The 20,965-nt window shown below is 68.5% G+C and carries 21 protein-coding genes; 8 read left to right on the top strand and 13 right to left on the bottom strand.

Annotated features, from left to right (window positions below; genetic code table 11):
• Positions 1-40 precede the first annotated feature (40 nt).
• From LPN03_RS06500 to LPN03_RS06485, 4 genes are read left to right on the top strand one after another with little or no spacing between them, the layout of a single operon-like run.
• Complete coding sequence (locus LPN03_RS06500) at positions 41-583, top strand: (2Fe-2S)-binding protein (protein WP_165182570.1); 543 nt, start codon at positions 41-43, stop codon at positions 581-583.
• Complete coding sequence (locus tag LPN03_RS06495; RefSeq protein WP_262453598.1) at positions 580-2,964, top strand: xanthine dehydrogenase family protein molybdopterin-binding subunit; 2,385 nt, start codon at positions 580-582, stop codon at positions 2,962-2,964. The genes LPN03_RS06500 and LPN03_RS06495 overlap by 4 nt, the downstream gene beginning before the upstream one ends.
• The gene (locus tag LPN03_RS06490) at positions 2,961-3,824 is read left to right on the top strand and encodes an FAD binding domain-containing protein (RefSeq protein WP_165182572.1); all 864 of its coding nucleotides are present in this window, start codon (positions 2,961-2,963) and stop codon (positions 3,822-3,824) included. Before LPN03_RS06495 ends, LPN03_RS06490 begins: the two co-directional genes overlap by 4 nt.
• Positions 3,825-3,845: 21 nt before the next feature.
• Positions 3,846-4,580, top strand: coding sequence for an SRPBCC family protein (locus tag LPN03_RS06485; protein ID WP_165182573.1), 735 nt, complete (start codon positions 3,846-3,848; stop codon positions 4,578-4,580).
• Positions 4,581-4,640: 60 nt separating this feature from the next.
• Here LPN03_RS06485 and LPN03_RS06480 read toward each other — a convergent pair whose 3' ends face one another.
• From LPN03_RS06480 to bioB, 6 genes are all read right to left on the bottom strand, one after another.
• Positions 4,641-4,880, bottom strand: a complete 240-nt coding sequence (locus LPN03_RS06480; RefSeq protein ID WP_165182574.1) for a DUF2188 domain-containing protein — start codon at positions 4,878-4,880, stop codon at positions 4,641-4,643.
• 141 nt (positions 4,881-5,021) lie between these two features.
• Positions 5,022-5,744 (bottom strand): dethiobiotin synthase, encoded by a 723-nt coding sequence (bioD, locus tag LPN03_RS06475; RefSeq protein WP_165182575.1) that lies wholly within the window; start codon positions 5,742-5,744, stop codon positions 5,022-5,024.
• The gene (locus LPN03_RS06470) at positions 5,741-6,826 is read right to left on the bottom strand and encodes a cytochrome P450 (protein ID WP_165182576.1); all 1,086 of its coding nucleotides are present in this window, start codon (positions 6,824-6,826) and stop codon (positions 5,741-5,743) included. The genes bioD and LPN03_RS06470 overlap by 4 nt, the downstream gene beginning before the upstream one ends.
• Positions 6,823-7,992 (bottom strand): aminotransferase class I/II-fold pyridoxal phosphate-dependent enzyme, encoded by a 1,170-nt coding sequence (locus LPN03_RS06465; protein WP_262453597.1) that lies wholly within the window; start codon positions 7,990-7,992, stop codon positions 6,823-6,825. Before LPN03_RS06465 ends, LPN03_RS06470 begins: the two co-directional genes overlap by 4 nt.
• Positions 7,992-9,320 carry an adenosylmethionine--8-amino-7-oxononanoate transaminase gene (locus tag LPN03_RS06460; protein WP_262453596.1) on the bottom strand — a complete coding sequence of 443 codons (1,329 nt, stop codon included), beginning with the start codon at positions 9,318-9,320 and terminating at the stop codon, positions 7,992-7,994. Before LPN03_RS06460 ends, LPN03_RS06465 begins: the two co-directional genes overlap by 1 nt.
• Positions 9,313-10,422, bottom strand: coding sequence for a biotin synthase BioB (gene bioB / locus LPN03_RS06455; protein ID WP_262453595.1), 1,110 nt, complete (start codon positions 10,420-10,422; stop codon positions 9,313-9,315). Before bioB ends, LPN03_RS06460 begins: the two co-directional genes overlap by 8 nt.
• Positions 10,423-10,586: 164 nt before the next feature.
• On the opposite strand from bioB, the gene LPN03_RS06450 reads away from it, so the two are divergent.
• Positions 10,587-11,237, top strand: coding sequence for a TetR/AcrR family transcriptional regulator C-terminal domain-containing protein (locus LPN03_RS06450; protein ID WP_165182580.1), 651 nt, complete (start codon positions 10,587-10,589; stop codon positions 11,235-11,237).
• Between the two features lie 114 nt (positions 11,238-11,351).
• Here LPN03_RS06450 and LPN03_RS06445 read toward each other — a convergent pair whose 3' ends face one another.
• On the bottom strand, positions 11,352-11,816 hold the full coding sequence (locus tag LPN03_RS06445; RefSeq protein ID WP_165182581.1) for a GatB/YqeY domain-containing protein: 465 nt from the start codon (positions 11,814-11,816) through the stop codon (positions 11,352-11,354).
• 177 nt (positions 11,817-11,993) lie between these two features.
• On the opposite strand from LPN03_RS06445, the gene LPN03_RS06440 reads away from it, so the two are divergent.
• Entirely contained in the window at positions 11,994-12,869 is an 876-nt protein-coding gene (locus LPN03_RS06440; RefSeq protein WP_262453594.1) for a helix-turn-helix transcriptional regulator, read from the top strand.
• A 15-nt stretch (positions 12,870-12,884) separates the two neighbouring features.
• Here LPN03_RS06440 and LPN03_RS06435 read toward each other — a convergent pair whose 3' ends face one another.
• The 3 genes from LPN03_RS06435 to LPN03_RS06425 all read right to left on the bottom strand — a co-directional run bounded on the left by LPN03_RS06435 (position 12,885) and on the right by LPN03_RS06425 (position 17,567).
• Complete coding sequence (locus tag LPN03_RS06435) at positions 12,885-15,227, bottom strand: HNH endonuclease (protein WP_262453593.1); 2,343 nt, start codon at positions 15,225-15,227, stop codon at positions 12,885-12,887.
• Between the two features lie 355 nt (positions 15,228-15,582).
• Positions 15,583-16,071, bottom strand: a complete 489-nt coding sequence (locus LPN03_RS06430; protein ID WP_262453592.1) for an AAA family ATPase — start codon at positions 16,069-16,071, stop codon at positions 15,583-15,585.
• 101 nt (positions 16,072-16,172) lie between these two features.
• A complete protein-coding gene (locus LPN03_RS06425; protein WP_262453591.1) occupies positions 16,173-17,567 on the bottom strand; it encodes an MFS transporter in 1,395 nt (464 codons plus the stop codon).
• A 79-nt stretch (positions 17,568-17,646) separates the two neighbouring features.
• Between LPN03_RS06425 and LPN03_RS06420 the strand changes: the two genes are divergently transcribed.
• A complete protein-coding gene (locus tag LPN03_RS06420) occupies positions 17,647-18,870 on the top strand; it encodes a MalY/PatB family protein (protein ID WP_262453590.1) in 1,224 nt (407 codons plus the stop codon).
• Here LPN03_RS06420 and LPN03_RS06415 read toward each other — a convergent pair.
• Positions 18,839-19,726 (bottom strand): LysR family transcriptional regulator ArgP, encoded by an 888-nt coding sequence (locus LPN03_RS06415; protein WP_262453589.1) that lies wholly within the window; start codon positions 19,724-19,726, stop codon positions 18,839-18,841. The genes LPN03_RS06420 and LPN03_RS06415 overlap by 32 nt on opposite strands.
• 69 nt (positions 19,727-19,795) lie before the next feature.
• Here LPN03_RS06415 and LPN03_RS06410 point away from each other — a divergent pair, with 69 nt between their 5' ends.
• Positions 19,796-20,416 carry a LysE/ArgO family amino acid transporter gene (locus tag LPN03_RS06410; RefSeq protein WP_165183670.1) on the top strand — a complete coding sequence of 207 codons (621 nt, stop codon included), beginning with the start codon at positions 19,796-19,798 and terminating at the stop codon, positions 20,414-20,416.
• Here LPN03_RS06410 and LPN03_RS06405 read toward each other — a convergent pair.
• Together LPN03_RS06405 and LPN03_RS20925 are read right to left on the bottom strand one after the other, a co-directional pair.
• Positions 20,413-20,820, bottom strand: a complete 408-nt coding sequence (locus LPN03_RS06405; RefSeq protein WP_262453588.1) for a hypothetical protein — start codon at positions 20,818-20,820, stop codon at positions 20,413-20,415. The genes LPN03_RS06410 and LPN03_RS06405 overlap by 4 nt on opposite strands.
• A 62-nt stretch (positions 20,821-20,882) precedes the next feature.
• The gene (locus LPN03_RS20925; RefSeq protein ID WP_410468569.1) at positions 20,883-20,951 is read right to left on the bottom strand and encodes an excalibur calcium-binding domain-containing protein; all 69 of its coding nucleotides are present in this window, start codon (positions 20,949-20,951) and stop codon (positions 20,883-20,885) included.
• Positions 20,952-20,965: the final 14 nt, after the last annotated feature.

Below are 20,965 nucleotides of genomic sequence, written 5' to 3'. Positions count from 1 at the left end.
GGCAGTCGTGCACGTTTCCCGAAACGATGAGGAGATCTCAATGCCGAGTTCCAAATCCATTAGCGTTGACGTTGACGGCGTCACGTACACCGACGACGTCGAGCCGCGGCTGCTGCTGGTCCAGTACCTCCGCGAACGGCTGGGCAAGACGGGCACATTGATTGGCTGTGACACCACCAACTGCGGCGCCTGCACCGTCCATTTGGACGGTGTGAGCGTGAAATCGTGCACCATGTTCGCCGTCCAGGCCGACGGGCACCAGGTGACCACCATTGAGGGCCTCGCCCAGGACGGCAAGCTGGCCCCCATGCAGGAGGCATTCCACCAGTGCCATGCACTGCAGTGCGGCTTCTGCACCCCGGGCATGATCATGCAGTCCACCTCCCTCCTGAAGGAAAACCCCCACCCCACGGAGACGGAGATCCGCGAGGGCCTGGAAGGCAACCTGTGCCGGTGCACCGGCTACCAAAACATCGTGGCCGCCGTGAAGAGCGTGGCCGACGGCGTGGAATACGGCGACTCCGGCGTATCCGTGGCCGAGTCACTGGTTGACGGAAACGCCGAAACGGCAGGTGTGTCATGACCGCCACGGCAGAAACCCGCCCTGAGATCGGCACCGCCCGCCTGCGCAAGGAGGACGCACACCTGATCACAGGCCGGTCCCGCTTCACGGACAACATGGTGCTGCCGGGCATGCTGCACCTGGCCATGGTCCGCAGCCCCTTCGCCCACGCCAGGATCACCGCCATTGACGTCTCCGCAGCCAAGGCCTCCCCCGGTGTTTTCGCCGTGCTGACCGGCGCCGACGTTGCCGGGGAGCAGGGGAGCCTGCCGAACGCCTGGCCGATCACCCCGGACCAAAAGGCGCCCGCCCACCCGGCCATCGCGGTGGACGAGGTGGCTTTTGCCGGGGAGGTTGTGGCCGTCGTGATTGCCCGCAGCGTGGCCGCCGCCCGGGACGCCGTCGAACTGGTGGACGTTGACTATGAGGAGCTGCCCGTGGTCATGGACCTGGAGGAGGCTGCCACGGACAAGGTGCTGGCGCACACGTCACTGGAGTCCAACAAGTCCGCCACGTGGGTGTTTGACTCCGGTGAGGCCGGCACCGGAACGGCCAATGCGGACGCACTGGCCAACTCCGATGTGGTCGTGGAGCGCACCCTGTACCAGCAGCGGCTCATCCCCGCGTTCATGGAACCGCGGTCCATCGTGGTCGACCCCACCGGCCAGCAGATCACCATGTGGAGCGCCACCCAGATCCCCCACATCCTGCGGCTCATGCTGGCGCTGACGCTGGGCATCCCCGAAAGCAAGCTGCGTGTCGTGGCCCCGGACGTGGGCGGCGGATTTGGCGGCAAGCTGCAGGTCACCCCGGAAGAGGTCATCACCCTGCTGGCGGCCCGGCGCATGGGCAAGCCTGTCAAGTACACCGAGACCCGCAGTGAATCCCTGCAGGCGGGGCACCACGGCCGCGCACAGGTGCAGCGGCTGAAGATCGGCGCCACGAAGGACGGCATTGTCACGGGCCTGCACGTGGACCTGCTGGCAGACATGGGCGCCTACCTGGGCCTGGTCACCTCCGGCGTCCCCATCCTGGGTGCGTTCATGTACAACTCCATCTACAAGTTCCCCTCGTACCACTTCGAGTGCCACAACATTTTCACGAACAAGGCGTGGACGGACGCCTACCGCGGCGCCGGGCGGCCGGAAGCCACGTTCGCCATTGAGCGGATGATGGACGAGCTCGCGGTTGAGCTGAACATGGACCCGCTGGAACTGCGCGAGAAGAACTGGATCAAGCACGACGAGTTCCCGTTCGCCACCGTCGCAGGGCTGGAGTACGACACCGGCAACTACGAGGCCGCCACGGCGAAGGCAGTGGAGCTTTTCGGCTACGAGGAACTGCGTGCCGAGCAAAAGCGCCGCCGCGACGCCAAAGAGAAGGTGCAGCTTGGCATCGGGGTCTCCACGTTCACGGAGATGTGCGGACTGGCCCCGTCAAGGGTGCTGGGTTCGCTGAGCTACGGGGCCGGAGGCTGGGAACATGCCCAAGTGCGGGTGCTGCCCACAGGCAATGTGGAAGTTGTCACAGGCTCATCGGCGCACGGGCAGGGCCACGAAACGGCCTGGAGCCAGCTGGTGGCCGACCGTTTGGGCGTGCCGTTTGAAAACGTTGAGGTACTTCACGGCGACACGCAGGTGTCCCAGAGGGGCCTGGACACCTACGGCTCCCGTTCACTCTCCGTGGGCGGGATGGCAGTGCTGGCCGCGGCGGACAAGGTCATTGAGAAGGCCAAGGTCATTGCCGCGCACCTGATGGAGGCCAGCGAGGACGACCTTGAATTCACCAATGGATCGTTCACCGTCAAGGGCACGGACCAGTCAACCGCGTTGGGCGAAATTGCCCTGGCGGTATTCGCCGCGCACAACTTGCCCGACGGCGTGGAGCCCAACCTGGATTCCGAGGCCACCTTTGATCCGGTGAACTTCTCCTTCCCGCACGGCACCCACCTGGCGGCCATGGAGGTGGACACGGAAACCGGCGAGGTCAACGTCCTCAAATATGTCTGCGTCGATGACGTCGGGGTGGTGGTCAATCCGATGCTCGTGGAAGGCCAGGTGCATGGCGGCCTGGCCCAGGGCATCGCCCAGGCCCTGTATGAGGAAGCCGTCTACGACGACGCAGGCACCTTGGTGACCGGTTCCTTTGTGGACTACCTGGTCCCCAGTGCCCCGGACCTGCCGCACTACATCACTGACCGCACCGAAACCCGGGCCACCAGCAACCAGCTGGGTGCCAAGGGTGTTGGCGAGGCGGGCACCATCGCCTCCACGCCGGCCATTGTCAACGGCATACTTGACGCCGTGCGCCACCTGGGCGTGAAGGACATCAAGATGCCGTGCACGCCCTCCCGGGTGTGGCACGCCCTGCAGGAAGCCGAGACCACCGGAGGTGTGCAATGATCCCGAGCGCATTTGACTATGCAGCCCCAGCCACCGTGGAGGAGGCCCTGGGACTCCTGTCCAAGGCGGCCGCCGACGGAAATGACGTCAAGGTGCTGGCGGGCGGGCAAAGCCTGATCCCGGTCATGAAGCTGCGCATGGCCGATCCCTCCCTGGTTGTTGACCTGGGCAGGATCGGCGGGCTCTCCGGCGTCACCGACAATGGCAACTCCTTGGTGATCGGTGCCATGACGCCCCACCACGTGATGGCCACCGACCCACTGGTGGCCCAACACCTGCCGCTGCTGCAGCAGGCCGCGGCCACGGTGGCCGACCCGCAAGTGCGGCACCGCGGAACCTTTGGCGGCGCCCTGGTCCACGCGGACCCTGCCGGCGACATGCCGGCTCCCGTGCTGGCCACCGGAGCGACGTTTGTGCTTGCAGGGCCCGGCGGGGAGCGGCGCGTTGATGCTGCCGACTTCTTCCAGGGCTACTTCACCACGGCCGTGGAGGAGGGCGAGATCCTCACCAGCATCGAGGTGCCCAAGTACACCGGATGGGGTTCGCACTACGAAAAGTTCACCCGCGTGGCACAGCAGTGGTCCATCGTGGCCGTGGCCGCGCTGGTCCGGGTGGAGGGCGGCGGCATTGCCGAGGCCCGGATCGGGCTGACGAACATGGCCAGCACCCCGCTGCGCGCCACAGGGGTGGAGGCGGCCCTGGCCGGGGCACCCCTGACCGTCGAGGCCATCACGGCTGCGTGCTCCCATGCGGGCGAAGGCACCGAGCCGGCCAGCGACCTCAATGGTGACGCCGGATACCGCAAGCACCTGGCCCAGGTGCTTGCCACGCGGGCCGTGCTGGCCGCCGTCGGACTCTAGGAACAGGACTGAAAGGCAGCGATGGAACTCAAGCACCACTTCACCGTCCCCAGTTCGCTGGCGGAAACATGGCACTCCTTCAACCAGCTGGAGGACATTGCCCCCTGCTTCCCGGGGGCCGTGCTGACCTCCGTGGAGGGGGATGCCTTCACCGGCACCGTCAAGGTCAAGCTGGGCCCCATTGCCATGATGTATGCAGGCACTGGCCAGTTTCTCTCCCGTGACGACGCCACCCACACTGTGGTCATCGAGGCTCAGGGCAAGGACAAGCGGGGCAACGGCACTGCCGGGGCCACCGTGACGGCCGTGCTGTCGGACGACGGCGGCGGCGGAACCACCGTTGACGTCTCCACCGACATGAACGTCACGGGCAAGCCGGCCCAGTTTGGCCGCGGAGTCATCCAGGACATCTCGGACAAGCTGCTGGAGCAGTTTGTGCAATGTGTCATCGGCAAGGCCGGCCAGGCTGCCGAGCCGCCGGAATCCGAACCAACGGAGCCGCCGGAATTCGAACCGCCGGAGCCTGCGGAATTCGAGCCACCGGAGCCAGCCGGAGCCGGGACTGATACTCCTAAAGCCGCCGCTCCCAAGCCCGCCGCGAAACACCTGCCGCCAGCGGCACCGGCGGCCGAGCTTGACCTGGGTGCGGCCGTGTGGCCGGTGCTGGCAAAACGCTTTGCGCCGGCCCTGCTCGGGATCCTGGGCGCCCTGGCACTGGCCGTGTGCGTGGCCAGGCGGAAGCGGCGCCGCGGATAGGTCCACACAGCAGCAGGCAGGGGCACCGCCACCACGTGGCGGTGCCCCTGCCTGTACCGGTTAGTTGACGTCGTACTCGCGGTAGGTGTGTCCGTCGAGGGCGTGCATCACAATGTGGGAGGGCCGCTCGCCACACTTCATGTGTGCGGCCGCGACGGCCTCCTTTTGCGTGTGGAACTGCTCGTGCAAGGTGGTGCGGAACTGGTGGAGCTCCCACTTCATTCCGTCGGCACCCTCGCAGGGACGGACATGGTAGACAAAGCGGTGGACGGCCTTCTTCTCAAGCGTTGCAGTGGACATGGAATCCTCCTCCAGATTGGTCAACGTGCTTGCACAGGGCCCCACCGCTCCCATTGAAATGCAGTTGTTGCCCTGACTCCAGTTCACTCCTGCGGGCGGTGATTGGCAAGCAGTGATTTCCACTCGCGGGCACCTGTGGAGCTACACGGGATCAAGCCCGGCAGAGTGGTGGAAAACTTCGGCACAGCTACCTCGGGCAGCCAGGCGCCGGAATTCTGCCGGTTCCAGGGCAGCGGCGCCCGCCGGGAGGCAGGCCAGCAACGGAATGGGCAACGCCTCCAGGAAGTCGAGGTTGCTGCGCTCCACCATGCTTGGCTGGTCCGGCAGGGAGCCCACCACCAGCCCGGCGGCCGTGAGCCCCCGGTGAGTGAGGGCCTCCAGGGTCAGCATGGTGTGGTTGAGTGTGCCCAGTCCGCTGCGGCACACCACCACCACTCCCCCTCCGAGCGCTGCGGCCAGGTCCGCGACGGTGTGCCCATCGCCGTCGAGCTCCACCAGCAGCCCGCCGGAACCTTCCACGAGCACGTGGCGGTGGGTGGCGGCCAGCCTCCGGACGGCTGCTGCGTGGTCCGCCAGCGTGGGCAGGATCCGCCCCTCCAGGGCGGCCGCCGGTACGGGCGCCATGGGCCGGGCCAGCCGGATGCCTTCCTCCGCCGTTGCCGCACCGGACAGCCGCTTAACTTCCGCTGCGTCGCCTGCTTCGTTGCCGGCAACACCTGTTTGAACCGGCTTGTAGACGGCCACCGAGTGGCCGTCGGCGAGCAGTGCGGAGGCGAGGGCCGCCGTCGTGACCGTCTTGCCGACGTCGGTGTCCGTGCCGGTGACCACGGTGACGGCGGAAAAATGCAGGGGCAGGCGGATCATGGTGAGGTCCTTTCGGCGGTGACGGACAGGGGTGTCTGGAAAGAGAGCAGGCGCAGCCACGCGGGTTCCGGGCCGCTCAGGCGCAGGGCGGGCAGTGCCCGCGCGGCGGCCTGCACCACCAGCACGGTCTCCAGCTCGGCCAGTTTGGCCCCGAGGCAGCGGTGCAGCCCGTGGCCGAAAGCCAGCGAATAGGCCGTGGGGGCAACGTCCACCGGGTGCCGGCCGGAGAGTTCAAGCAGGATTTCGGCACCCGCCGGCAACGCCGCGCCGTCCAGGACAGTGTCACGAAGTGCAGACCGGCGCCAGGTGTGGACCGAGGATTCCGTGGCCAGGACGTGGCGCACATGGGCCCTGGCGGCGTCCGCGTCGGCAAGGTCAGCCCACCGCCGGCCGTCGGGGCGGCCCCGGGTTCCTGCTTCGATGCCCCGGTACAGCGCCGTGTTGATCAGCTGGGAGGTGGTTTCCTGCCCCGCGATGACCAAAAAGTACCCGAGCGAGCACGTTTCGGCCGTGGACAGCCCGGCCTCCTGCAGCACGCCAAAGAGCGATTGGCTGCCCTTGCTGGCCAGCACCTCCGCCCGCAGCCAGGCATAAAAGTCGGCGGCGCTGCGGGCCAGTTCCAGCTGCCGGTCGGCGTCAGGCCAGCCCCAAAACAGTTCCAGCGAGTCCCGGCTCCACTGCTTGAGCACCTCCAGCGGCGGGTTGTCCTGGCCGGTGAGCCCGGCCATGATGACTGGCGGAACGTGCCGGGCCAGCGAGTCGGCCAGGTCCACTGGGCCGTTTTCCAGCGCTGCGGCGGTGGCGGCCAGCCGCTGCCGGGCCAGTTCCTTGACGCGGGGCCCGACGGCGGCAACCTTGGCCGGCGTAAAGAAGCGGCCCACCAGCGTCCGCACCGCCCGGTGCTGCTCCCCGGATGCCGAGGCGAGCACCGGCGGCAGGGCAAACCGGGCCCGGCTCAGGATCCTCAGGGCGGCCGGGGTCAGCGGCACCACGGAGGTCAGGGCGTTGCTGGGGGCAAAGTCGTCCGTGCGGCGCATCGCCTCCCGGACCACGGCGGGGCTGCCGACCACGTGGTAGCTCATGACAGGGTCCTTTCCCCGAATGCATGGACGGTTGTGGCGTGGGTGAGCGTCCCTTCGACGGCCCGCCGGACCAGCGCCCCCGCACGTGCAATGCCGCCGGGAGACAGCCCGGCGCTGGCAGCCAGCCGCAGGCGGGAGATCCCGTCCGGGACACTCGGCGGGCGGAAGCAGCCGACCAGCACACCGTGGGAGCGCAGGCTCGCGGCAGCCGCGGCAGCGGCCCCGGCGGAAGCCATGGGGACCGACTGGACAGCGCCGGGCGAGAGCTCAATCATGCACAGCTCCGCCAGCAGCTGTGCATTCCGGTGGAGTGCGGCGGCGAGCTCGGGCTCCGCCAGGACGATGGCGGCCGCCGTTGCCGCGGCCGCGGCGGAAGCAGGGGCCAGGGCCGTATCGAAAATGAAGGAACGGGCCGTGTTGACCAGGTGCTCCCGCAGCACCGCCGGTCCCAGGACGGCGCCGCCCTGTGCGCCCAGCGCCTTCGACAGGGTCACCGTGAGCACCACATGGCGGGCACCCGCCAGCCCGGCGGCATGGACCGCACCCCTGCCGCCGCCGGCAACGCCGATCCCGTGGGCCTCGTCCACCAGGAGCCAGGCGTCGTGGTCGGCGCACGCGGCCGCGAGTGCCGTGAGGCAGGCGGCGTCGCCCAGCACGGAGTACAGGGACTCAACAACCACCACGGCGCGTGGCTGGTTCCTTTCGGCCAGCGCGGTCCGGACAGCGGCCGTGTCGCCGTGGGGCACCGTCACGACGGGTGAACGCGACAACCGGGCCGCGTCCAGCACGGACGCATGCACATGCGCGTCCAGGACCAGCAGCGTGCCGGGGCCCCCAAGGGCCGTCAACACGCCCAGGTTCGCCGTGTAGCCGGAGGAAAACGCCAGGGCTGACTGCGCCCCCGTGAGACGGCACAGCTGTTCCTCCAGGTGGACGTGGACAGGCAGGGTGCCGGTCACAACACGGGAGGCCCGGGCGCCTGCGCCGTGTCGTTTCAGTGCCTCGCAGGCAGCGGCCACCACGCGGGGGTCGCGGGACAGCCCCAGGTAGTCATTGGAGGCGAGGTCGAGAAGCGGCTCCGCCGGGACGGCGTTTCGGACCAGGCCGCGGCGCGCGCGGACGTCGGCGCGGCCCTGCAGCCACTCTTCCATGGCGGGGGCGCGCATCAGCCGTGCACCCGGGCCACAGCCGTGCAAAGCCCGGCACCGATCGCGGCCACATCGCCGGCACTGCTGACATAGGGCGGCATGGTGTAGACAAGATCGCGGAATGGCCGCACCCACACGCCGTGTTCGACGGCGGCGCGCGTCACGGCGGCCACGTCCACGGGCACGTTCAACTGAATGACGCCGACGCCGCCCAGCACCCGGACATGGGCCACGGAGGACAGCCCGGCGGCCGGGGCCAGGGCGGCATGCAGACCGGACTCCAGGGCAGCCACCTGCTGTTGCCAGCCGCTGGATTCAAGCAGCTGCAGGGAAGCAACAGCCACGGCGCAGGCCAGCGGGTTGCCCATGAACGTGGGCCCGTGAAGCAGGGCGCGAAGCGGGGAATCGGTGACGGCCAGCGCCACCGCGCGCGTGCACAGCATGGCTGCGAGGGTCAGGTATCCCCCGGTCAGGGCCTTGCCCACGCACATGATGTCGGGGGTGACGGCGGCCCATTCGGCGGCAAACAGCTTTCCCGTGCGTCCAAACCCCGTGGCGATCTCATCCAGGATGAGCAGCAGCCCGTGCTCGCTGGCCACGCGCCGGGCGGCACGGACGCATTCGGGGGCATAAATGTGCATGCCCCCGGCGCCCTGAAGCACGGCTTCGACAATGATGGCCGCAAGTTCCTCCCGGTGTCTGTGGACAGTGTCTTCCAGGACAGCAATCCAGGCGTGGACCTCGTGGGGGTCGGAGAGCAGTTCGCCGTTCACCAGCCGCGCCTGCGGCGGGCGGGGCAGGAACAGCTGTTCGGCGACCATGCGGGGAAATTCCGCGTGCATTCCGTCCACGGGGTCGCACACGCTCATGGCCGCAAAGGTGTCGCCGTGGTAGCTGCCGCGCAGCGCCAGAAAGCGCGTCCGCCGCGGCAGGCCGGTGGCCCGCTGGTACTGCACGGCCAGCTTGAGCGCGACTTCAACGGACACGGAACCCGAGTCGGCCAGGAAGACATGCGCCAGGCCGTCAGGGGCCAGGTCAACGAGCCTCTCCGCCAGTTCGACGGCGGGTTGATGGGTCAGCCCGCCAAACATGACATGGGAAAACTGGCCTGCCTGGCGGGACAGGGCTGCGTCCAGCTCAGGGTGCCGGTAGCCGTGGACGGCAGACCACCAGGAGCTCATGGCGTCCACCACCTCGAAGTTGGTGCCATCAGCGGCCTGCAAGTGGAGCCTGGTTCCGGACGCCGATGTGACAGCATAGGGTGCCGGCCCGTCGAGAGGGGCATACGGGTGCCAGAGGAGCCCGCGGTCCCGCTCCACGAGGGAAGGGGTCCGGACCTTAGGCATTCGGCGCCACCGTGGTGCCGGCGCCGCGCCGGCGGATGGCCGGGAGGGCACCCGGGGCAACCGGCGCGCCCGGGGAGGCACCGGCGTCGTGCATGGAAGCGCCTGCGGACTGCGGCGGGGCGCCCTGGCCAAGGACGGTGAAGCCGGCGTCGGCGATCATGTCCAGGTCGGCCTGGCCGGGCTGGCCCTCGCTGGTGAGGTAGTCGCCGAGGAACAGCGAGTTGGCGATGTTCAGGGCCAGCGGCTGGAGGGACCGCAGGTGCATTTCGCGGCCGCCCGCCATGCGGATTTCCGCTGCGGGGCAGGCGAAGCGCACCAGGGCCAGGATGCGCACGCATTGGGCGGGCGTGAGCAGCCAGGTGCCTTCCAGGGGGGTGCCGTCGAAGGGCATGAGGAAGTTGACGGGGATGGAGTCGCTGTCCAGCTCGCGGAGTGCGAAGACGGCGTCGACGAGGTCCTCGTTGCTCTCACCCATGCCGACGATCAGGCCCGAGCACGGGGAAAGTCCGGCACTTTTCGCGTGTTCCACGGTGCGGACGCGGTCGGAGAATTCATGGGTGGAGCAGATGTCCTGGTACCTGGCTTCGCTGGTGTTCAGGTTGTGGTTGTAGGCGTCCACCCCGGAGGCCTTGAGGCGCTCGGCCTGGCCGTCCTTGAGAATGCCCAGGCAGGCGCAGACTTCAACGTCCGGGTGCTGGTCCTTCAGGCCATCCACCATGCCGGCCACGCGGTCCACGTCGCGGTCGGTGGGGCCCTTTCCGCTGGCCACCAGGCACACGCGGGAAGCGCCGGCGGCGATGCCGCTGGCAGCCTGGGCCAGGGCTTCTTCCGGCTTGAGCCAGGTGTACTTGAGGATTTGCGCTGCCGAGCCGAGCCGCTGAGAACAGTAGGTGCAGTCCTCGGGGCACAGGCCGGACTTGAGGTTGACGAGGTAGTTGACCTTGACGCTATTGTCAAAGTAGGCGCGCCTCAAACGGGAGGCGGCGGCCACCACGTCCAGCAGCTGGGCGTCGGTGGATTCCAGGACGGCGAGTGCGTCCTGGCTGGTCAGGGTGGCGCCGGACAGCTGGCGGTCGGCGAGGTCTTGGAAGTAATTGAACACTGTTCAAGTATCAAAATTGGCGGGGCTGTTGTCAAATGAGGCCGTCATGCAGCCGCTATCAGCATGCGCAATTGCCAGGGCCCCGACAGGGCATCGGGCAGGCCTCACATGGGGCAAAATGGGTGGTGTGCCAACCGGCACCGAGACTTTGGAGGGTCCCCCCTATGCCGCTGACGCGTGAGCAGGTCATTGACACCGCCTATGGAATTCTGCGCGACTTTGGCCTGGCCGACTTGTCGATGCGCAGGCTGGCGCGCGACCTCGGCGTGCAGCCGGGCGCCCTGTACTGGCACGTGAAAAACAAGCAGGACCTGCTGGGCGTCCTGTCTGTCATGATCCTGGCGCCGGCTGGTGTTGAGGAGGTGGACGGCAAGGTTTCCCGGAACAGTGGCGGAAGCGGGGGCAGTGGTCCCATCGGAGACGGCAGTGGTCTCTCCACGGGCGGCGTGGCTGCCTCCATTGAAGGCATCCGGCAGGCAGCCAAGGATATTCGGAACGCGCTGTTGGCTGTGCGCGACGGCGCCGAAGTGGTTGCGTTGACGCATGCCCTGGATCCTGGCGCGCTCGCAGCCCTCCACAGCCTGGCTGCCAGCTTTGCAGGTGCCGGGCTGCCGGAAGCCCAGGCCGAATGGGCAGGCACTGCCCTGGTTCATTACATTTTGGGCACCGTTACCGACGAACAGACCCGTGCCGGGCTGATCGACGCGGGCGTGCTGGACGGAATCGTTGACGCCTCCGCTGATGCCGCGGCCTTTGCCTTCGGCCTGGACCTGCTGCTGGAGGGGTGCCGCACAGTAAGCGGTCAGGCGGGCTAGCTTTCGGCGGCCGATTTTTCGATGGGGATGCCGTCGGCGTGGTTGGTACAGCGCAAGCATAAATGGTCACGGTTCCGGCAGCACCCGATTGCCGCCGGACGGTGCGGGACGCCGCTACGCCAGGTGCTTGCGAACCATGTCGGAGACAGCCTTGCCGTCAAAGCGCCCGGCAATCCTGGCCGTGATCGGCTTCATGGCCTGCCCCATCTGGCGCATGGTCAGGGGCCCGTCGGCGGCTTCCAGGCCGGCGATGACCTCCTCCACAATTGCCTGGGCCTCGTCCTCGGACAGCGGCTGCGGCAGGTAAGCCTCAATGACCTCAGCCTCGGCAAGTTCGGCAGCAGCCCGATCCGACTCCCCCGCTTCGTCGTAAATGTGGGCCGTCTCCCGGCGCTTGGCCGCCTCCTTCTGCAGCAGCGAGGTCAGCTGCAGCTCGTCCAGCTCGACCGGTGCCTTGCCCGCCTTCTCCTTTGTCTCAATTTCACCCAGAACGTTGCGGACGGTGGCAAGCGCCACCTTGTTGCCGGATTTCATGTGGGTGACGACGTCGGACTTGAGCTGTTGTTTCAGCGCAGACATTGGCTTCCTTCGATTGCAGGCGTGGGTGGACGTGCCACCGCTCCCCCAATTATCCCCCGTGCCTGCCCCGGCCACATCCCAGCCACTTCCCGGCATCTTCCGGGCATGGACGAGGTTGCCAATACAGGTATTGGCAGTGCCTCCCTGGGCCGCGCCGGCCAGCGTAGGCTGGGTCGCATGGACCACAAGACCGAGATCAGGGAGTTCCTCTCCAGTCGCCGGGCCCGGATCACCCCTGAGCAGGCCGGGCTCCCCGCGTATGGCGGCCACCGCAGGGTCAAGGGGCTGCGCCGGGAGGAGGTCTGCCTCTTGGCCGGCGTCAGCATCGACTACTACGTGCGCATGGAGCGCGGCAACCTGGCGGGGGTGTCCGACGTCGTGCTGGAATCCGTGGCACGCGCCCTGGCCCTGGACGACGCCGAACGCGACCACCTGTTCGACTTAGCCCGGAAGTCGGTTTCAGCCCAACCCGTACGACGGCGGCCATTACCCCGACAGGTGCGCCCCAGCCTGATGCAGGTGCTGGAGTCAATTCCCGACGCGCCGGCCTGGATCCGCAATGCCCGCCATGACATGCTCGCGGCGAACCCCATGGCGAGGGCCCTCTACGCGCCCATGCTGGCCGATCCCCGGCAGCCGCCCAACACGGCCAGGTTCATCTACCTGGATCCGGCGTCGAAGGACTTTTTCACTGATTGGGACCGGGCGGCCGACGACATTGCCGCCATGCTCCGGCTCGAGGCGGGCAAAAACCCGCGGGACGCTGCATTGACGGAGCTGATCGGCGAACTGTCCACCCGCAGCGAGGTGTTCCGCCAGCGCTGGGCTGCCCACAACGTCCGCTTCCACCGGACCGGCTTCAAGCAACTTCACCATCCCGTGGTGGGCAGCCTTGAGCTGAACTTTGAGGCCATGGAGTTCCCTTCCGACCCCGGCTTGACCATGCTGGTGTATACCGCGGCGGCCGGAACCCCCACGGCAGATGCGCTGAAGCTGCTGGCGAGCTGGGTCAGTACGCAGGCACAGTCCGCGCCCTCAACAGCGCAAGGCTAGGGCTCGCCGTCCCTGTCATCTCTGTCTGGTGCGTTGCCTGCGTGTGGGGCCGGGGAGGGGTGGGGCTGTTGAGACGTAGCTGTGGCCGGTGGGTGTGGTGACGGTGGTTTGGCTGGTTTCGCCGGTGGTGCTGGTTTCGCTGGTGGTGTTGGTTTGGTTGGTGGTTGTGGTCCAGCCGGGTGCTTCCTTGGCCTGGTTGCAGGCGGTGCAGAGTCCTTGGCCGTTGGCGATGCTGGTTTCCCCGCCGGCGGCCCAGGACTTGATGTGGTCGTACTCGCGGATGGGCGCGTCGCAGTAGGGTGTGGCGCAGGTTTGGTCGCGCAGGCGCAGGAACTCCTTCATGCCCTCGGGGAAGAGGCGTCCCTTGGAGTCCATGGCGAGCAGGGCGTTGCTTTCCGGATGGGTGAACAGCCGTTTCAGCCACACCCTGGGTGAAAAGGCGGGTCCGGCGCCCGGCGCCTGTCCTGGCGCCTGTCCGCCGGGCTGCCCTGGCGCCTGCCCGCCGGGCTGTCCGGCGGGCTGTCCGGCCGGTGGTCCGCCGGGAGGGGCCGCCGGTGGGCCGCCGTCTGGGGTGCCGTAGACGAGGGCGCGGGCTGCGGGGGCCGGGATGGGTTCGTGTCCGACGAGGAGGGCGGGGTCGCTGGCGCCGTCGAAGAGGGCGCGGTCGGTCATGACCAGTTCCAGGGCGACGTCGGGCTCGGAGACCGTGGTGCACAACCGGTTCCCGGGCACCCCGGCCCCGGCACCGCCGGCAGTGCCTGCGGTGCCGGCTGTGCTGCCTGGTTCTGGGATGTTGTCGGTTTCGGGGGTGTCGGTGGTGCAGGGGTCGTGGCGGGTGAGGCGGTGCAGGAGGGTGTCGGCCATGAGTTGGCCGGTGCCGCGTTCGTCGCCGGCGGCCTTGGCCGCGTCGGCGATCCTGGTCAGCAGGTGCAGGGCCCGCACGCCCTGGCGCAGGGGGAGCAGGGCGGTGAGCAGGGTCATCCCGTCCGCGGCGGGGCGCAGGGAGACGTAGCGCTCCGATTCGGCCCGGGCATACCGTTGGGCGACCGCGGCCGGGTCCAGGGCCAGGCCGGCCTTTTTGGCCGCGGCCCCGAGTTCCCGGTTGCCCATGGTCGCGAGCCGGTCCTGGTCGGCGCACACCAGCGCGTCCACGGCGGCCCGGTGCTCCAAGGTCAGGCAGGCGGTCTCGCGGGCCAGGATCCCGGCCCCGTACTCGCTGAGGATTCCGGCGCTGAACGCGGCCATGGCGTGCGGCATCTCCCTAACCACCACCTGGGCGAGGCCGCACAGCTGCCGGCCGCGCGCCGCGGATTCGTGCCGGGCCAGGGCCACCTGTTCGGCCACGCCCTTGCCCAGCTTCTCCCGTACCACCCCGGCCCGGGCCTGGGACAGGCGCTGCTGGGCCATGAACACTGCCTCGGCCTGGGCCTGCGCGGCGGCCGCGGCATTCTTGACCTCCTCCAGCCGGGCGATCACGTCCACCAGGGCGGACGGGTCCACCGCGGCCACCACCGCCCCGTCATAGCCGGCGGGCCCACGGGCAGCCGCCGCACCATTCACCGCACCATTCACCGCGCCGTTTGCCGTGTCGTTTGCCGTGTCGTTCGCCGTGGCGTTCGCAGTGGCGTTTGCCGTGCGGTCCGGGATCGCGGACGGGCCGGCTGTTTGCCCGCCGCCGGTGGCGCGGCGCGTTCCTCCGGAAGCTGCTAAGCCACGGCCCGCGGGCTTGCCGGCCCCCGGCACGGGTGCCGGGTCTGTTGGCCCGGCACCGGTGGTGCCGCCCAGGGCCAGCACGACGTCGGTGGCCGCGGCAGCCTGGGACTGGGCCTTCGTGGCCGTTCCCCTGGCGGCGGAGACGTAGTGGGCCAGGTCCGCGAGGTTTCCCGCCGGGGCGCCGGCACGGATTTGCTGGCCGAGCCGGGCCGCGGCGTCCTCGGCCCGCCGGCACGCCCCCGCGGCGAGCTCGTGCGCCAGGGCCGCATCCAGCTGGGCCAGCACGACAGGGTCAAACGCCCCCGCACACTGCTCCAGCAGGAGCCCGGCGGTGGACACCAGCACGGAACAGCCCTGCCCGGACGACACCGCGGCCCCGGCGAACCCCGGCCGCACACCCGGGGTCCCCGATGCCGGTTCCGGGGCTGCCAGGGGCACTCCGGACGTCGCTTCCGCGGATGCGAACGGCAGCCCCTGTCCCGGGGTGGTCTGGCCCGGGGTGGTCTGGCCCGGAGTCCTTTGGCCCGGGGTGGTTTGGCCCGGGGTGGTTTGGCCTGGGCGGCGGGGCTGCTGCGCGCCGGTGGCACGGGCGGGGCCGGGAACCGCGCTGCCGTTGTCCTGTTCCAACCATTCCGGTGCCGCCACGCTTCCCACCCGCCTTGAGAATCATCTGGTCAATATCAGAAAATATATTCCCCAAGAATTCAGTGGAATATATTTTCTTTGTACCTCTATTCTACGTCCGGGCACTGACATTTCCGGCCGCCGGTGCTTGAAAGCGGCAAATCTGTGGATAACTATTTTTGGCCAAACAGCACCCCTCAGCCGGCGTCGACCATGCCCTCGGAAGCGGACTCCGGGGCACTACCTGCCTCCCTCGATCTTCCGGCTGCGCTGCTCCTCCGCCTTTGGCCCGTAGGGGTACACGCCCACCTGAGGCTGGCTGCCGTGCCGCGGTCACCCTCGCTGCCACGCTGATCTGGACCAAGACGGACGTGGCTCACACGCCGTAGCGGACGACCTCGAGCGGCCCCTCCCCGGGTGTCGGCGGCTCGAACCGCCCGAAGTACTCCGTCGCCGTCTGCTCAGTGAGCGGCCAATCGTCCGCCCGGCTGCCGTGTCGGTCACCGACCCGGCTCAGGATGGTCTCAAGACTCGTCGCGATGTAAACAGTCTCCGGCACGATCCCCTGCGGTGCGAGCAGCATGCGGAACTCATCGCGTTGTCGCCGGAACCAGAATCCGAAGTCGAGCACGACATCGTTCCCCGCCGCGACATGGCGCAGCAAGCGCAACTTCAGGTCTGCCGCCACCTCGGCGACCACTTCGGCGGAGGGCATCGTGGTGATTCCGCGATCCCAGAACTCCACCTCGAACGACAAACGCGTCCAGCCCTCGCGTTCCAGGCGCTTGGCGTATGTGGTCTTGCCGGCACCACCTGGCCCGCACATCATCACGACCCGAGAGGGTCCTGTCATGTTCACTGCCACCGGACCAAGGTTACGCCCCGCCACTGACGTTGAGACTTGCAACGCTCCGCTCATCGCTGGTCTGGTTCAGATCGGACTTAATCCACATGCCCCGGCACCCCTTAGCTGGCGTCGACCATGTCCTCGGAGACGGGTTCCGGGGCGACCCTGCGCGCCCGCAGCCCCAGCAGCACCATGGGGACCAACACGGCAAGCGCCACAATGTTGACCCAGAAGAAGCCGCCCGCAGCCAGCACCGGACCGGCCAGGGCGGCCATCCCGGCAGCGCCAAAGTTCATCATCATGTCATTGGCGCCCTGCAGCGGCACCCGGATGTCCTCCGGCACCGACTGGGTCAGCAGGGAGGAGCCGCCGATCAGGCAGGCGGACCAGCCCAGCCCCAGCGTGGTGAGTGCAATCGACATGAACAGCGGGTTGCTGCTGTCCGACACGGCCGCGCCCAGCCCAATGGCGGCTAGGAAAATGCCGCAACCGAGCATCACCACATGGAAGGCGCCCACGCGGTCCACGAGCCAGCCAAACACGGGGCTGGCGGCATACATCCCCAAAATGTGGAGGCTGATCACGATGCCAATGATCTCCAGCGAGTGTCCGTGCGCGTTCATGGCCACCGGCGTCATGACCATCACGCCCACCATGATCATGTGCCCGCCCGTCACCGCCCCGAGGGCAAAGAGGGCGCGCGGCTTGCGGGCGGCCAGGCGCAGGGCGGCCCACGCTCCGTGCTGGCTGGAAGCCCGGCCCCGCCCGGAAACTTTGCTCCGCCCGGCAGTCTTGCCCCGCGCCGGAGGCCTGGACCGCCCGGGAGGGACGACGGCGGCACCCGGCTTCCCGGCGTCGTGCCTGTCCTGCGGGGGCTGGGAGGGGAGGGGCCCGCCGCCGGCGCTGGGTGCCCCGAGGAAAAACGTGGCGATGACCAGCGCCGCCGTGATGAATGCGACCAGGGAGAAGAGGAACGGGCCGGACAGCGGCACCATGCCCAGGCGGATGCCAAGCTGGCGGCCGGGCTCGGACAGGTTGGGGCCTGCCACGGAACCCACGGTGGTGGCCCAAATGACGATCGCCATGGCCCGGCCGGCCTTCTCGGGCGGGGCCCCGTCCACGGCGGCGTATCGCGCCTGCAGTCCTGAGGCGCTGGCCGCCCCGAAGAGCAGCATGCCCACGGCCATGAGCCAGAACTCGCCCAGCGTGGCGGCCAGGAGCACCAGGGCGGCCCCCGCAGCGCCGAGGGCGAAGCCCGTGCTCAGCGCCCAGCGGCGCCCTGCCCGTACGGCCAAATTGGCCAGCGGGACCGCCACCAGCCCGGCACCCAGGGTGGAGGCCGTCTGCACAAAGCCGGACGCCGCCGTGGTGCCTGCCAGCTCCGCGGCCAAGATGCCGCCCACGGAAATGCCGGAGGCAACGCCTACGCCGGACAGCAACTGGCCAGCCACCAGGACCAGCTGGTTGCGGCGGCGGGACGGCTCGGCACCGTGGCTGGCAACGGGAGGAGGCATGCATGAATCCTAGGTGTCGTGGGACGATGTGCCCAAGGGCATTCGGTCAAGCACAAGTGTGACAGAGGAGCAGCACGTCATGAAAGATCTGCCGGGGCGCACGGCCCGGAACGCGTCGGCACGGTTTGACGCCATCACGGCGGATGAGCTGCGTGCTGCCGGCAGCTTGAAATGGACGGGCGTTGAGGACCGGCTGCCGGCTTGGGTGGCGGAAATGGACTTTGGCCTGGCGGCACCCATTGCCGGTGCCGTGCAGGAGGCGGTGGCGCGCGGGCTGGTGGGCTATCTCCCCGGCGGCCTCATCGACGAAATGGGGGCGGCCTGCAGCGAATTCCTGCTGGCCCGGCACGGCTGGGAGGTGCCGGCCGACTGGATCCGGCCCGTGGCCGACGTGCTGACGGCGCTGGAGTGGACGGTCAGGCATTTCAGCGCGCAGGGGGCCAAAATTGTGGTCCCCACGCCGGCCTACATGCCGTTTTTGGAGCTGCCCGCGGTGTACGGCCGGGAGCTGGTCACGGTGCCCATGCTCCGGACGGGTTCGGGGTGGGAGCTGGACTTTCCCGCCCTCGACGCGGCGCTGGCCGGCGGCGGCCTGCTCATTTTGTGCAACCCCCACAACCCGCTCGGGAAGGTTTACAGCCGGGATGAGCTGGCCCGGATTGCGGAGATCGTTGCGGCGAACGGTGCCCGGGTGTTCTCCGATGAGATCCATGCGCCCCTGGTGTATGACGGCGGCACCCACGTTCCGTACGCTTCCGTCAGTCCCGCCGCGGCGAACCACACAGTGACGGCCACGTCCGCGTCGAAGGCGTGGAACCTGGCCGGGCTGAAGGCGGCGCAAATGATCCTTTCCAACGCCGCGGACCGCGAACTGTGGGCCGGCGTGGGCCATTTTGTGGAGCACGGCCCCAGCACTCCCGGGGTGGTGGCAAACATCGCAGCCTACCGGGACGGCGGTGCCTGGCTGGCAGAAGTGCTGGCGTATTTGGACGGCAACCGGCAGCTGCTGGGCGGGCTGCTGGGCGAACACCTGCCCGGGGCAGCGTACATCCAGCCGGCCGGGACCTACCTGGCCTTCATCGACTGCACCCCGCTTCCCCTGGGCGGGGCCGTTCCGGCTGACTACTTCCGCGACCACGCCCGGGTGGCCCTCGTGGACGGCGCCGCCTGCGGCCGACCCGGCTGGGTGCGGCTGAACTTTGCCACGCCGCGGCCCATTCTGCGCCGGATTGTTGAGGAGATGGGGGCAGCGGTCCGCCGGCAGGCGGCTGCTACCGAAGTGCGGCAGCCGCCGTCGTGGTGACAGCCGCCGTCAGCACGTCCAGGGCGGGGGACTGGATCTTCCATCGCTGCCAGTAAAGCGGCACCCGGGTGATGCGGCCGGGAACCAGTTCCACCAGGGTTCCGGCGCGCAGGCCCGCGCGGCAGTGCGGTTCCGGCATCAGGCCCCAACCCAGGCCCAGCTCCACGGCGCGGGCGAACTGGATGGTGTCCGGAATGAACTGCTGGGGGCCGGAAAGGGGCACGCCGGCCAACGCGGCAAGGAAGTTGTCCTGCAGCGTGTCCGTGCGGTCAAATTGCACTGCCGGTGCGGCAGGAAAGCGCTGCGCCTGGAAGCCGCCGGGGAACCAGCGCGCCATGAAGCCCGCGGAGGCCACTGCGCGGTACCGCAGGGAGCCGAGCGGGGCAACGGAGCAGCCCTGGACGGCGTCGGGCGTGGCGGTGACGGCGGCCATGACCTCCCCGGTGCGAAGCAGGCCTGCCGAATGCTGCTCATCCTCGCGCAGCACCTCAAAGCTGAGCCCTGCGTCTTCCGGCACGGCGGCCAGCGCGTCGACAAACCACGTGGCGAGGGAATCGGCGTTGACCACCATGGGAATCGCCGTGCCGCGGGCGCCGGCCAGGCCCAGTTCCGCCGCGCAGTCGGACTCCAGCTGGCGCAGCTGCCGGGCCAGCTTGTGCACCACGACGCCGGCAGCCGTGGCCCGGACGGGGGCCGTGCGCTGCAGCAGCACCTGCCCGGCTGCCTGCTCCATGGCCTTGATGCGCTGGGAAACGGCCGACGCCGTGACGTGCAGTTCGCCAGCCGCTGAGTCGAAAGTGCCGTGTTCAAGCACCGCCAGGAACGTCCGCAGCTGCTCCGTTTGAAAGTTCAACATTAGAGTTCCTTATGTATGTCAAGAACAATTAGCTGTACTTGATATGGCCAGCCTAGTAGCTTCGGTGATGTGACTCCACTCGATATTCTGTCCTCAGCGGCCACCGGACTCGGCGCCGGACTGGCCCTCATCATTGCCATCGGCGCGCAAAACGCGTTTGTGCTGCGCCAAGGCCTGCGCGTGGAACATGTGGGCCTGGTGGTCCTGGTCTGCATGCTCAGCGATGCGGTCCTCATCGCCGCCGGGATCGTCGGCATCGGTGAATTGATCCGCGCCGCGCCCGCCGTGGTGGTGGTGATCCGCCTGGCCGGGGCGGCCTTCCTGCTGGCCTACGGCGTTTTCGCAGCCCGGCGGGCCTTCCGCCCCGGCACCCTGACGGCATCCGGGCGGCAGGGCGCGCTGGGCCGCAAGGCGGTGCTGGCCACGGTGCTGGCGCTGACCTGGCTGAACCCCCACGTGTACCTGGACACCGTGCTGCTGCTGGGCACGCTGGCCAACCAGCACGGCGAGCTGCGGTGGTGGTTTGGTGTCGGTGCGGTGTTGGGCAGTGTGTTGTGGTTCAGCGCGCTCGGCTTTGGCGCCAGGCTCCTGCGCCCTGTGTTCGCCAAGCCGGCCGCATGGCGGGTGCTCGACGGCGCAATCGCCGTAGTCATGGCCTTCCTGGCGGCGCGGATGGCTTTTGGATTTTAGATGAAGTCCATTTCCACCTGCAGGAACTCCTCCGCGGAGCGGACCGCCGCCGCAAACGCCTCCTCTTCGGTGGGCGATTTCTTGGGCGTGCGGGTGAACCATTCGTGGTTGTTCATGTGGACCTTGGTGAACCCGCGCCCGGGCGGGGCGTAAAACACCGCGAAACGCTGCACGGGCCACTCCGGGCCTGTTTCGATCGCCACCAGCAGGGCAGCGTTCAAGGCGGGGTTGTACCACTGCGCGATGGGCCTGCGCCGGTCCTGGTCAAAGAGGCCGCCGGCATAGCGCGACGCCGGCACGGGGCCCATCTCCGTGCACAGCCGGTCCCACCACAGCGGCAAGATGTCGCTGTCGTGGCGAATCCAAAGCGCCGGGACCACCGGCGGATCATTCTGCGTGCCCACTCTTCAATTTTAGCCAAAACTGGTGGGCTTGCCAGTGTCTTTCGTGACCGGGCAGCGAGGTGCTATTCGCAGCCGATCCCGTCGCCGTCGCGGTCAAACTTCTGCTGGAATCCCGGCTGGCCGGCATGGATGGGCGCCTTGCCGG

The organism is Arthrobacter sp. A2-55 (assembly GCF_025548615.1).
In the GTDB taxonomy this organism is placed as follows: Bacteria; Actinomycetota; Actinomycetes; order Actinomycetales; family Micrococcaceae; genus Specibacter; species Specibacter silviterrae.
This window is presented reverse-complemented; position numbering and strand designations above follow the sequence as displayed.